The organism is Dolichospermum lemmermannii CS-548, assembly GCF_028330815.1.
GTDB classification, from domain to species: domain Bacteria; phylum Cyanobacteriota; class Cyanobacteriia; order Cyanobacteriales; family Nostocaceae; genus Dolichospermum; species Dolichospermum lemmermannii.
This window is the reverse complement of record NZ_JAQMTJ010000057.1, coordinates 1-12313: the sequence shown is the minus strand read 5'-3', so window position 1 is coordinate 12313 and position 12313 is coordinate 1. Positions and strand designations below refer to the sequence as shown.

Genomic DNA, 12313 nt, shown 5'->3' with positions numbered 1-12313 from the left:
CATCACATTGCTACCCCCCTTTCCCCTTGTAAAGGGGGGAAACAATAAAAATCCAGTTCCCTCCCCTTTACAAGGGGAGGGTTAGGGTGGGGTAAAAAATATTTGATACATCAACCATAACTTTTCAAACACCCTCTTACAAGCATTAACAGTAAGTCAACCAATTCCAGTACCTCCAGCAACTCCAGCGCCTCCAATTCCCTGGAAATTAATTCTTGGCACTATTTCAGGAATTATCCTGATTATCGGTGTAGTTATGGCTGTTATGTCCATATTACCCAAATCTAATGATCAACTAATAGCTTAAAGCCAGGGAATAAATTCCCTGTCTAAAAGCTAAAGTCGGTTGAAAGCGACTGAATGGAAGAATTTTTTAGTCCGTTTTAACGGACTTCTGCTATTAGACGGGGAATTGATTCCCCGACGGGTTATGAAATAAATGGAAAATTAACCAATTACCAAATTATCAAATACCAGGAGTACCATCTATGAAATTACACAAATTATCCCATTTATTATTCTTCTTTATTCTCTTATTTCCCGCTTCTGGGATTATTATCATTGGTTGTAGTTCTTCCGTATTCGCACGCAAACCAGGGACTTTATCAGAATCAAAATTAAATGATATTCAACAGGGGATGAGTGGAGAAGCAATTATTAATAAAAAAGGTTATTTAGTGGGGATAAATAGTAAAATTGCTCACCCGGTTTTACAAACTGATTTTCGCTATTTACAAGGTGAACAACCTGATGAGAAAACATTAAAGGAATGGGGTAATTATAGTTGGGGTATTGCGATTAATTTAGTTGATAAAGCTGGTGCGATTAAACATTATACTCAAGCTATCACCATTAATCCTCAAGATGCCGAAGCTTACTACAACCGGGGACTTGTTAAATATGCTTTAGGAGATAAAGCAGGTGCGATCGCTGATTTTACTCAAGCTATCACCATTAATCCTCAATTAGCCGAAGTCTACTACAACCGGGGAAATGCTAAAGATGATTTAGGAGATAAAGTTGGTGCGATCGCTGATTTTACTCAAGCTATCACCATTAATCCTCAATTAGCCGAAGCCTACAGCAACCGGGGACTTGCTAAATCTGCTTTAGGAGATAAAGCAGGTGCGATCGCTGATTATACTCAAGCTATCACCATTAATCCTCAATTTGCCATAGCCTACTACAACCGGGGAATTGCTAAATATAAATCAGGAGATAAAGCTGGTGCGATTAAAGATTTTACTCAAGCTATCACCATTAATCCTCAATTAGCCATAGCCTACAACAACCTGGGAAATGCTAAATCTGAATCAGGAGATAAAGCTGGTGCGATTAAAGATTATACTCAAGCTATCACCATTAATCCTCAATATGCCGAAGCCTACTACAACCGGGGAATTGCTAAATCTGAATCAGGAGATAAAGCTGGTGCGATTAAAGATTATACTCAAGCTATCACCATTAATCCTCAATATGCCATAGCCTACAGCAACCGGGGAAATGCTAAAGATGATTTAGGAGATAAAGCAGGTGCGATCGCTGATCATACTCAAGCTATCACCATTAATCCTCAATTAGCCGAAGCCTACTACAACCGGGGAAATGCTAAAAATGCTTTAGGAGATAAAGCAGGTGCGATCGCTGATCATACTCAAGCTATCACCATTAATCCTCAAGATGCCGAAGCCTACAAAGCCTACACCAACCGGGGAGTTGCTAAATCTGAATCAGGAGATAAAGCAGGTGCGATCGCTGATTATACTCAAGCTATCACAATTAATCCTCAAGATGCCAAAGCCTACTACAACCGGGGACTTGCTAAATATGCTTTAGGAGATAAAGCAGGTGCGATTAAAGATTATACTCAAGCTATCACCATTAATCCTCAAGATGCCGAAGCCTACGGCAACCGGGGACTTGCTAAATATGAATCAGGAGATAAAGCTGGTGCGATTAAAGATTTAGAAACTGCTAAACAACTATTTCAACAACAAGGTAATACACAAGAAGCTCAAAAAGTACAAGAAGTATTGAATAAATTGTAGCTACCATTATCTTTATTTTACCTTCTATCCTCTACCCATGCATTAACCAACCCTAATCAAAAACAATCAAACTAACACCACAACGACTAGCTGCTTCTGTTAACCGAGAATCAAGAATTGCTAATGGTAAATTTAACCGCAAAGCTAACTCTAAATAAGCAGCATCATCAGCAGCTAAACCTTCCCGTCTTGCTAGTTTAAAAGTTGCATCTAAAGCATTTTCATCTGTAGGGGTTTAGCAATGCTAAATCCTGATTTTTACGTTATAATAGAGTACAACAAAAAAGTCCTTTATCAGTTTATTCAAAAATATGAAAGGATATATCCAAAATCAAACAATTATTCTCCAAGACAGTTTACCCGATACCTTACAAAATGGTGATGAAGTGGAAATTGTCATCATTCCCATCAAAAAACGTAAGTATCATTTTCCTACCTTTAAACTGGATATCAAAGAAGAATATTTAGACAGAGAAAAGATTTATTTCTAATAATTAGACAATTAATGTTAAAATAAACCTAAATGTAAACCTCATAAAAATTATGAAAAGTCGCAGTTTTACAGTCATAATCTACAAAGAAGATGATATGTATATCGCTGAATGTCCAGAAGTTGGTACAGTAGATCAAGGAGAAACAATAGAACAAGCAATAACAGGTTTAAAAGAAGCAACACGACTTTATTTAGAAGAATTTCCTTTACCAGAAACCTCTCCTAGATATGTGACTAGCATAGAGGTTACTTGTGCCTAAATTACCACGAATTTCTAGTAAAGAAGCAATTCGGACATTAGAACGTATGGGTTTTTATCAAATTAGACAAACAGGTAGTCATGTAATCATGAAAAAACAAACAATTAATGGAGAAGTTGGTTGTGTTGTACCATTACCATCCAGAATTAAAAGTAGGTACATTAAGCGGTGTTCTTAAACAAGCACAAATTACTCCTGAAGAATTTATAGAAAATCTATAAAAAGTTCATTATAGTTAAACCGATCATCTTTTATAACAACAATGATAATTTATAAATGAAAGTTGAGGGTTTAACAATGCTAAACTCCTACCTTACTATCTCATGATTTATTCATTAACCTGTTCTTTAAGAACCTGAATTAAATCATTAGATAACCATAAACCAGCTTTTTTAAAAGATTGAATTGGTTCATCAATAGAAGTTATTAATCCCTGTTTCTTCGCTAAAATCAATATTCCCAAAGTTCCCATAAATGGAATATTTAAACTTTTCGCCACTTTTCTAGCAGCAGCATCATCAATAACTGCGCGATAACCACTATTTTCTAAAGCAAATGTCAAAACTTCTGATTCTCCCAAATCTATACCCCAAGGTACAATTAAAGCAGAAATTTCCGAAATAGTAACTGGTTTTGCCCAATTAGCATTAGGTAATTCTTGAGATGCTATATCTATTTTACCAGCTTTGACAATTTCACTCCATACACCAGTAGGAACAATAATTTCTGTAAATAACTGTGGTAGTAAATAGGTAAGCTGGCTTTTAAATAGCACAATTAACGGTGATGTATTAATAACTATTTTATTCATGTCTATTCATCTAAAGAAGCAATTTCCTCAGCTAATTCTTCCGCAGTATATTGAAATGGAGAAACCTTATAACGAATGAGAACATCCATAAATTCAATTCTATTTAAACCTGCTATTTCTGCCGCTTTACCTTGAGATATTTCTCCCAATTCATACCATTTAACAGCAGCAGCTATTTTCATTTCTCTAGCTAATTCATCCGGTTCTTTTCCCAAGCTAGAAAAAACACTTTCTGGTAATTCTATAGATATAGTTGTCATTTTTAGATACCTATGGTTAATTTATTATAGCTGTTTTTAGTCTCAACTCTCATCTTTCATAAAGGTACAGCCTCACTTAATACTTTATCTCTAATTAATTCATGTAAATTACCAGGTTCAGCAATATCCACTTTTCGTCCTAGCAATGCTGCTAAATCTTGCATTAAACCAATATAATCAAATAAACTACTTTGTGGTTTAAGTTCTACTAAAAAATCTATATCACTATCTGGTGTTGCTTCACCTCTAGCAACAGAACCAAAAACTCGCAGATTATAAGCACCATACTTAGTGGCAATTTTTAATATTTGTTCTCGAAATGGTAGCAATAATTCTTCAATTCCCATAAGTTATTTTTGAAAAAGATTAGCCCTTTCCATTTTATTAGATTGCATCAGTATTTGTCAATACAGAAAAGGAGGAAATTCAGCAATAAAACTTATGAAAATTCGCACCTTTACAGTAATTATTTACAAAGAAAATGGTAAACATTTATCTTTAGCTAAATCCTGAGAACAATTAATTAATGTGGCTTGAAATGTCACAATTTTCCAAGGTTGAATATTTTCCTCTGGTTTAATACAATTCTCTAATAAATCAACTGGTTCTCCTAAATTTAAAATCTGACTTTGCAAAGATAAATTCGCTGTTTTTCCATGACATTCATAAAAGCGAAGAATGAATTTCTCCGAATCATCTTCACTGGGTTTAAGTGCCATTAAAATCAAATTATCCGCTGATAAATATAGAAAACTTTGACTTTGACAACCATCTGAATTACATTGATAATTATCTGGATTTACTAATACTTGAAAAGGGACATTTAACTCATAACCACGTTTTACAGTTTCTGCTTCTTCCCAACTGCCCAAATGAGGGTATAAGCTATAGGTAAATTCGTGTATTCCTCTATCAGCTTGGGAGTCTGGCCAATGGGAACTTCTTAGCAAAGTCAGACGCAGTTGGTTAGGTTGGGCATCGTAACCATATTTACAATCATTGAGGAGACTAACTCCGTATTTTCCGACTTCTGTATCTGTGGTTAAATCTGCCCAATGTAAAGCGGGGACTTCCCATTTTGCCTTTTGGGCGGGGGTTTGGGGGTTTGTGGGACGACGAATAGCACCACAAGGGATTTCGTAAGTGGCAAATTCAGCTTGGAGATTGAGAGGAAAGGCTGTTTTTACTAATACCTGATTTTCTTGCCAATTTACAGTATTAGTTATTTTCAAAATTGGTGAACCAAGTTCCAAAATGTAATCTTGACAAAATTCCGATTTCCCCAGTTGACGCACTACTCGCAACCGTTGGTGAATTTCTCCATATTCTTGCCATTGAATTGATTTTAATTCGGTTGGAGGGAGGGGTTTTGTGTTATAATTGGGATCTATATTCCAAGCATCCCAATATTGGCCGCTGTCGGTAAAAGCTTGAAGTTGATTTCCCGCACCGGTTAAAATTTCCCTTTGTTTAATTTTATCAAAGACGCTGGTTATATCTCCGGTTTCGGGGTTAACTTGAATTTGCAGATATTCGTTTTCTAATATCCAGTTTTTGGGGAATATTTTCGGCTGGGGGGAAGAGGGAGAAATCCAGAAAATGCTGTAACCTATAGATGGGATGGTTGCGAAAAATAATAAAGTTGAATTTTCGCAGTTTTGGCATAAAATTTCTTTTCCTTCAATATCAGCAACTTTCCAGGTTGGATAATTTGGGGTGATGATTTTTGATAAGTCAACTGTAACAACTTCCGACCGTTCCCAGTTGAGAGAGTTAAAAATTATGATGGGGATACTCTCAGAATTGGGAGGTTGTGGTATATTTATTTTGGATGTGATTCCGATTAAGGACTCTTCTAATATTTTCGTTCCCATTTTTTCCACCGCTTCCCATTCGGGTATTGCGTCTGCGTAAACTTGGGTAATGGAAGAACCGGGTAAAATATCGTGAAACTGGTTAAATAAAACTTTTTTCCACGCGGTTTCTATTTCTGTTTGCGGAAATTCCGCACCACAAAGAATATTTGCTAAGGTTGCGAACAACTCAGCACTATATAATAGATGTTCAGATTTGCGATTCCAACGTTTTTGGTCTGCGTGGGTAGTATAACATCCGCGGTGGAATTCTAAATAAAGTTCGTCTTCCCAAACTGGTAAGTTTTGACTTGCGGATTTTATTTGCTGAAGATATTTTTCCGCAGTTGTAAATTCTAACTTGGGGAAAATTGGGGAATGTTCCCAACGTCTTCCGGTTTCCAGCATATCACGAGTTGGACCACCACCATGATCACCAACACCAGGAAGCCAAAGGGAATCTTGTAAACCTGTTTGAGTTTTCCACTCACAAGCGTACTTGGCCATTTTAACAGGCTCGATGGTTTCGCCGATAGGTGCGGACATGAAACTTAATGTTTGACTACCATCGAGCGATCGCCACAAAAATAAGTCATAATCAAATTTAGTTGTATCATTCCAGCGGAGTTTTTGCGTCACAAAGAGTTCAATTCCCGCATTTGCAAAAAATTGGGGTAACGTCGCACAAAAACCAAAGGTATCGGGAACCCAAACTACAGAGGATATTTTTCCAAACTTCTGCAAAAAATACCTTTGTCCATATAATAACTGACGAACTATAGACTCACCAGCAATTAAATTTAAATCCGGTTCTACCCAAAAACCTCCCAAAACTTCCCATTTTCCGGCTTTAACTTGGTTTTGAATTTCTCTAAACAAGTCGGGACGATTTTCTTCTACCCAAGCATACAACGCCGGTGTGGTATGACAGAATATCAATTCGGGAAAATCTTTTTGGAGTTGTAAAACTGACTCAAAAGTATTTTGTGCTGCTTTCCAAGTTTCTGCTACAGGCCATAACCATGCTAAATCTAAATGGGCATGACCTAATAAATTGATTTTATATTTTTGGGCGTTGATAAATTCAGCTAAACCCAAATAGGTTTCTCGCAAATTCACCAAATATGTTTTCCAATCTTGATTTTCTGCGTCTTTAAGATTTGTAACTTTCTCGACTTCCGCAACTAAATTTGGGATTTTTTCTGGTGCGAAGTTTTCTAACAGAATTTCCGTAACTGCTAATTCATCAGCAATAAAACCAGCATCAGGATGATTGTAATCTGTTGACTCAAAAATTGCAAGCGATCGCATCAACGCCCCATCACAATGTCCCGGACTCACCAACCGCAAAGCTATGGTAAACTCTTCCCCAGGAGTTACACTAGAACTGAGTAATACTCGCGGTGAAGAATCAAACAAATCTCCCGTCAATACTAACTTATCATTAACATATACTTCCGCTAAATCTGCCCACCATACCAAAGCCACGCGCAAAGACAAACCCGTTAAGGGAAAGTTGTGTAAATTCTCAGGAACAGAAAATTTTTGTCCTAACCATAATACCTGTTTTCCCCCTTTCCAGAAAATATGATCTTTTTCATTTAGCTCAACAGGTTGCCAATCAGTTAAACTAAATGGGATAAAATCAGTAACTACCTCGTCAGTTTCCTGATATCTCCAGGTGGACTGGATATCAACTTGACAACAAGAACGCAAAATTTCAATTGCTGTGGATATAGATTTGGTATTTAATGAGGATACAGGAAGATTCATATTTCCAATAAAATAATATAAATAATTGACACTGACGAAAATTTACAACTTGCTGGGAGTTTCATAACCTCACCCTACAACTTACACATAATTACCTACCATGTCTTCCGATTCTTCAAACCGCTATCAAAGCAAACTCTTTAACTTTGTCTACCAGCATTCTCGACGGTTGACACAAAAATGGGAAAACACCGTCAAAAATTTGCAAGTTGCTACTGGGTTGGGTTTAGGTTCTCTACTTTATCCACTTTACCAATTATGGCAACAAAATGGCACAGCAAAACAATTACATTCATCAACTCCCCCCTCTAGTGACGCACCAATTCAAATTATATTAGATGTTGTCAAAAATCTTCCTCCTGGAGATGCTGATTTACCAACTTCCCCAAAAACAAATCCCTTCACATTTTTAGGATCTTTGTGGGAGAAAATTTTTCCCAAGCCGAATTTTCCAACTTCAGAAAATACTCTCCAACAGCATATACCCACAGTACAGGGAATTGCGATAGAATTACAAACCCGAAACTTGGTCTTAGTCAGTGCTGATAATCGGATTTTCGATGTTTTCACACCGCAGCAAAACGTCAAATTAGCAGATAGAATTAATAGCGAAATTAGCGAATATCGGTATTCTTTACAATTAATTGCTTACCAGCAAAAAGAATTATTGCCCAAAATTGATCATCTGCTGAATAAGCTAACTGACGAAGATTCTATCATAGCACGAAAATCTCTATTAAATCCCATTAAACTTTTTGGATTTCTCGATCAATTAATTGCTAATTTAGAAACTACGACTTTAGTTCCTGTCCAAAAACATAGCCAGGAAATTGTCAATCATTTCCAAAATCAGGTTAATGGATTAGCAGTTAATCACGATGATTTAAAATCTCCGCAACTACAAATTTCTGATTTAATAGCAGCCGCGATAAATTACTTTTTTGGAGGTAGAAATAATTATCAACTTGACTCAAATTCTTCTCCAGAAAAACTCCAAAATCAATCTGATTTTAAAAAGGTTTTATCATCAAATAATCAGTTAGATTCTCGTGATTCTTTAGGAGATAATTGGTTGACATGGAATGATTTATTTGGTGAAACAAATACCAAACTTGAGGAATCAGTACAGCAACCTCAAGCAAAAAGAGAATTCTCTAAGATTCACCGCAAAATAGGTCAGCAAGCAACCGAACCCAAAAATGAGGAATTTCCAGAAATAGATAGTCAAACCAGCCAAGGATTTAATTTTAAACCTGACTGGATTGATATTTCTGCTACATCATTAGGTTATGAAAAACACCCATTAGAACAAATTCTGGAATGGTTAGATCAGTCTATATTATGGATAGAACAGATATTCACAAATATGATTTATTTCTTTAGAGGTTTGTTGTTAGGGAGATAATTGAAAAACAAGAAAAACTAGATCCCCGACTTCTCAAAGAAGTCGGGGATCTAAAATCTGTTAAAATTCCAGAATTACTGGTGTATGATCACTAGGTTGAACTAACTTCCGGGGTTCAATATCAATAGTGCAACTTTGGGCGCGTTCATACAAAGTTGGTGTAAGATAATGATGATCTATTCGCCAACCTAAATTACGCTTAAAAGCAGCAGTCCGATAATCCCACCAACTATAATTTTCTCCTGCGTTGTTAAATTTACGAAAAGCATCTCCAAAACCTAAACTGAGAACATCTCGTAACGCTTGACGTTCTAATTCAGATGCCATAATGTGATTATCTATCTTTACCTTATCATTAATATCTATATCTTCTAAGGCAATATTAAAATCACCACACATAGAAATAGCAGGATTTGATAATAGTAAACTCTGTAAATATTCCTTGAGAATTTTTAACCAGCCTAACTTATATTCATACTTGTCGCTACCGATAGCTGAACCATTGGGAACATAAAGATTAACAATTCTTACTCCTTCAATTACACCAGAAATTACCCGTTTTTGTTCATCCCATGCTGATGCTATTTCTGGCAAAATAGCACCAAAACCCACATTTACATCTGTCAAAGGTTGACGACTAATTAAAGCCACACCATTATAAGATTTTTGCCCGGAAATATACGGATAATAGCCTAAATTTTCAAACGCAAGATTAGGAAAGTCCTTGTCTATGACTTTGGTTTCTTGTAAACACAAAACATCAACCGGATTTTCTGTTAACCAATTGATAACCTGTTCTAAACGTGTCCGCACAGAATTCACATTCCAAGTAGCAATTTTCATGAGTTAATTATTAAAACGACTGCAAAATAATGGTAAAGTAATTATCTCATGAAAATTATATATTTATGATCCCTAAGATAGATGAATAAGGACTATACTAGTTTATAGTTTGATAATGTTCTCACAGGTTTTCATTGTTTTGATCAAAGAATCAGCTTGGATAAATACCCCATAAAGCTGGTTAATTTAGCATTTATTGAGAGGTTTTTACCACCAATTTCTCTAAATCTGAGAATTGCGAATGGGGGAATAAAAAACTATAAAAAACGAATGTTACTAAATAAACCATAAATTTAGAATTTTCAATTGTTTAATGGTGATGTCGAGATCAATCATAACATTGCCAGGGTTTAATTTTTTTTAAAGGAGGACATTGTATGAGTATCATAGTTAACACCTGCCCCTGTTGTGGAGGTTCAATTCTGCGTCATGTCCGTCATCATGAGGTTTATTGGTTTTGTCTTTCCTGTAGACAAGAAGTACCAGTTTTAAATACAAGTAGTGGATCTAATCCACTATCTAAGTTGGAAACCCGTAATCAAGAAGTTTTACCCCAAACGGCTTTGAGTTCTTGAATTTTTGAACATGGGGAATAGAAAACTCATCAGCATAAATTTAGGTAAAAGCAGGAATTGCTAATTTTAAATACAAAATATATGCCGATGTCATTAAGTATGGTATAAAAGCGTATTTAATAGATTTTGATAGCGTGGTTTAAGTCATACTTCTTTTTTATGGGTGAAAAATTTTGTTAGCAGCACTACTCTACGGACAAGAGGATTTACGCCTAGAACAAGTTCCTGACCCGACTCCCGAAGCCGGCGAGGTGGTGATTCAGGTGGAAGCAGCCACTACTTGTGGGACAGATTTGAAGGTATGGCGACGTGGTGGCCATGCTAAAATGTTGACACCGCCGACACTGTTTGGTCATGAAGGTGCGGGACGGATTGTCGCTGTCGGCGCTGGGGTGACGAATTGGCGGGTAGGCGATCGCGTGGTAGCAAATAATTCTGCTCCCTGCATGAAATGTTTCTTTTGTCAACGCCAAGAATATTCTTTATGTCCCCATTTAACTTGGAATAATGGGACATTTGCGGAATATCTGAAAATTCCTGCTCCCATAGTTGAGCATAATTTATTACCAGTTCCTAAGCATTTGCCCTTAGTATTAGCGGCGATGACTGAACCGCTGGCTTGTGTCTTGCATGGTATCAGCCGTTCTGGTGTCAAACCCCATGACAAAGTAGTGGTTTTGGGTGATGGCGCAATTGGCTTGATGTTTGTGGCAGTATTAGCGAAATATACTGAGGTAATATTATGGGGTGGGAATAACCAACGGTTAGAAATTGGTGAAAGGTTCGGTGCAGCAAAGACTTTCAATTATCATCAAGTTACGGATATTGCCAACACAGTTAGGGAATTAACCGCTGGTTGGGGTGCAGATGTAGTTATAGAGGCTACTGGTGTACCGAGTGTTTGGGAAACGGCGATCGCTTGCGGTCGTCCTGGTGCAACTATCAATTTATTTGGTGGTTGTCCAAGAGATACCACAATTTCTGTCAATACCGAACAATTGCACTATAGTGAACTTACTCTCAAAGGCGTATTTCACAATACACCAGAATATGTGAAAGCAGCCTTATCGCTCATCGCTAGTGGTACAATTCCTTTTGACTTACTTATTAGTGAACACCGACCTTTACAGGATTTAGAACAGGTATTCATGGATATGAAGGCACGGAAAGTAATTAAAGTAGCGATGTATAACTAAAAAAATAGCTATTTCGTAGTTCATGCTTCTAGCTAGTACAGCTTGGCGTAAAAGTTACACTTTACCAATATATTAGAAGCATCTAGTAGTCTGTCAATCCAAAAATGACGGACTGTAGTGTGAGCGTCTCGCTCACGCGGGCAAGATGCCCGCACTACCAAAAACCCGTCAAAATAAATTTGACAGACTACTAGCCCAGGAAGGTTGCAATTTTTCCCCAGAATAGTTTATTATCCTGATTTTACTGTTTAATTTGGGAAAAAACTCAGTATCAACTCCCTGTTTCTTAATTCTATGATTATTACCTTATTAGTAGCTTGGATAGTTTTTATCATTCTCTGGAAACTAATTAAAACCACGATTAAAACGGCCATTATCTCTGCCAGTTTTGTCATGTTATTATACTTTGGCTTCGGTATTACTCCCCAAGATATTTGGCAGCAAATCAGCCAATTTGCTCAAACTTTCTCCCAAACGCCAGTGAAAAAGTGACATTTATTATGATAGAGGCTATGGAAACCCATCAACAAAACTACAAATATTGTCAGAAGCCAGCAAATGAGTTTCCGAGGCTTCCTGCTGACTTCCGGCTTCCTAAAATAAGGAGACATTCACCATGATAAAACCAGTTGTTACCCAAAATCATCCTTGGGTGATAAGTAGAACGGCTTGAATAATTCAAAGTTTGTAGTGAGGAATTTATTCCTCATTTAAGGGCTGAAGCCCTTACTACGAAATCATCTCCAGATTTTTTACATTACTTAATCTACTTTGATTTATTTTCGTCTACTTACTT

At 36.7% G+C, this 12313-nt stretch carries 13 protein-coding genes; 8 read left to right on the top strand and 5 right to left on the bottom strand.

Features of this window, described 5'->3' with window-relative positions; genetic code table 11:
- Nucleotides 1-488: 488 nt before the first annotated feature.
- The 4 genes from PN450_RS02985 to PN450_RS02970 all read left to right on the top strand — a co-directional run bounded on the left by PN450_RS02985 (nucleotide 489) and on the right by PN450_RS02970 (nucleotide 2979).
- On the top strand, nucleotides 489-2048 hold the full coding sequence (locus PN450_RS02985; protein WP_271835386.1) for a tetratricopeptide repeat protein: 1560 nt from the start codon (nucleotides 489-491) through the stop codon (nucleotides 2046-2048).
- A gap of 311 nt (nucleotides 2049-2359) precedes the next feature.
- A complete protein-coding gene (locus tag PN450_RS02980; protein WP_148763484.1) occupies nucleotides 2360-2539 on the top strand; it encodes a hypothetical protein in 180 nt (59 codons plus the stop codon).
- Nucleotides 2540-2591: 52 nt separating this feature from the next.
- Nucleotides 2592-2801: a type II toxin-antitoxin system HicB family antitoxin gene (locus PN450_RS02975; RefSeq protein ID WP_053541205.1), complete on the top strand. Its 210-nt coding sequence runs from the start codon at nucleotides 2592-2594 to the stop codon at nucleotides 2799-2801.
- Nucleotides 2794-2979 (top strand): type II toxin-antitoxin system HicA family toxin, encoded by a 186-nt coding sequence (locus PN450_RS02970; RefSeq protein WP_271835385.1) that lies wholly within the window; start codon nucleotides 2794-2796, stop codon nucleotides 2977-2979. The genes PN450_RS02975 and PN450_RS02970 overlap by 8 nt, the downstream gene beginning before the upstream one ends.
- 150 nt (nucleotides 2980-3129) lie before the next feature.
- Here the strand turns inward: PN450_RS02970 and PN450_RS02965 are convergent, their stop codons facing one another.
- The 4 genes from PN450_RS02965 to PN450_RS02950 all read right to left on the bottom strand — a co-directional run bounded on the left by PN450_RS02965 (nucleotide 3130) and on the right by PN450_RS02950 (nucleotide 7498).
- Nucleotides 3130-3612 carry a PIN domain-containing protein gene (locus PN450_RS02965; protein WP_148763482.1) on the bottom strand — a complete coding sequence of 161 codons (483 nt, stop codon included), beginning with the start codon at nucleotides 3610-3612 and terminating at the stop codon, nucleotides 3130-3132.
- Nucleotides 3613-3614: 2 nt separating this feature from the next.
- Nucleotides 3615-3872: a UPF0175 family protein gene (locus tag PN450_RS02960; RefSeq protein ID WP_148763480.1), complete on the bottom strand. Its 258-nt coding sequence runs from the start codon at nucleotides 3870-3872 to the stop codon at nucleotides 3615-3617.
- A gap of 56 nt (nucleotides 3873-3928) precedes the next feature.
- On the bottom strand, nucleotides 3929-4219 hold the full coding sequence (locus tag PN450_RS02955; RefSeq protein WP_015078281.1) for a nucleotidyltransferase family protein: 291 nt from the start codon (nucleotides 4217-4219) through the stop codon (nucleotides 3929-3931).
- Between the two features lie 123 nt (nucleotides 4220-4342).
- Entirely contained in the window at nucleotides 4343-7498 is a 3156-nt protein-coding gene (locus PN450_RS02950) for an alpha-mannosidase (RefSeq protein ID WP_271835384.1), read from the bottom strand.
- A gap of 100 nt (nucleotides 7499-7598) precedes the next feature.
- On the opposite strand from PN450_RS02950, the gene PN450_RS02945 reads away from it, so the two are divergent.
- Nucleotides 7599-8903, top strand: a complete 1305-nt coding sequence (locus PN450_RS02945) for a hypothetical protein (RefSeq protein ID WP_271835383.1) — start codon at nucleotides 7599-7601, stop codon at nucleotides 8901-8903.
- Between the two features lie 60 nt (nucleotides 8904-8963).
- On the opposite strand, the gene xth is transcribed toward PN450_RS02945, so the two are convergent.
- Nucleotides 8964-9746, bottom strand: coding sequence for an exodeoxyribonuclease III (gene xth / locus PN450_RS02940; protein WP_271835382.1), 783 nt, complete (start codon nucleotides 9744-9746; stop codon nucleotides 8964-8966).
- A 377-nt stretch (nucleotides 9747-10123) separates the two neighbouring features.
- Here xth and PN450_RS02935 point away from each other — a divergent pair, with 377 nt between their 5' ends.
- From PN450_RS02935 to PN450_RS02925, 3 genes are all read left to right on the top strand, one after another.
- Nucleotides 10124-10321, top strand: coding sequence for a hypothetical protein (locus PN450_RS02935; protein ID WP_213710399.1), 198 nt, complete (start codon nucleotides 10124-10126; stop codon nucleotides 10319-10321).
- Nucleotides 10322-10494: 173 nt separating this feature from the next.
- A complete protein-coding gene (locus PN450_RS02930) occupies nucleotides 10495-11517 on the top strand; it encodes a zinc-dependent alcohol dehydrogenase (protein ID WP_271835381.1) in 1023 nt (340 codons plus the stop codon).
- A 294-nt stretch (nucleotides 11518-11811) separates the two neighbouring features.
- A complete protein-coding gene (locus PN450_RS02925; protein WP_271835380.1) occupies nucleotides 11812-12009 on the top strand; it encodes a hypothetical protein in 198 nt (65 codons plus the stop codon).
- The last annotated feature ends 304 nt before the right edge of the window (nucleotides 12010-12313 follow it).

Coding starts and splice junctions, on each gene's coding strand:
- PN450_RS02985 (WP_271835386.1), top strand. CDS start 489: ATGAAATTACACAAATTATCCCATTTATTATTCTTCTTTATTCTCTTA.
- PN450_RS02965 (WP_148763482.1), bottom strand. CDS start 3,612: ATGAATAAAATAGTTATTAATACATCACCGTTAATTGTGCTATTTAAA.
- PN450_RS02945 (WP_271835383.1), top strand. CDS start 7,599: ATGTCTTCCGATTCTTCAAACCGCTATCAAAGCAAACTCTTTAACTTT.
- PN450_RS02980 (WP_148763484.1), top strand. CDS start 2,360: ATGAAAGGATATATCCAAAATCAAACAATTATTCTCCAAGACAGTTTA.
- PN450_RS02955 (WP_015078281.1), bottom strand. CDS start 4,219: ATGGGAATTGAAGAATTATTGCTACCATTTCGAGAACAAATATTAAAA.
- PN450_RS02935 (WP_213710399.1), top strand. CDS start 10,124: ATGAGTATCATAGTTAACACCTGCCCCTGTTGTGGAGGTTCAATTCTG.
- PN450_RS02975 (WP_053541205.1), top strand. CDS start 2,592: ATGAAAAGTCGCAGTTTTACAGTCATAATCTACAAAGAAGATGATATG.
- PN450_RS02950 (WP_271835384.1), bottom strand. CDS start 7,498: ATGAATCTTCCTGTATCCTCATTAAATACCAAATCTATATCCACAGCA.
- xth (WP_271835382.1), bottom strand. CDS start 9,746: ATGAAAATTGCTACTTGGAATGTGAATTCTGTGCGGACACGTTTAGAA.
- PN450_RS02960 (WP_148763480.1), bottom strand. CDS start 3,872: ATGACAACTATATCTATAGAATTACCAGAAAGTGTTTTTTCTAGCTTG.
- PN450_RS02925 (WP_271835380.1), top strand. CDS start 11,812: ATGATTATTACCTTATTAGTAGCTTGGATAGTTTTTATCATTCTCTGG.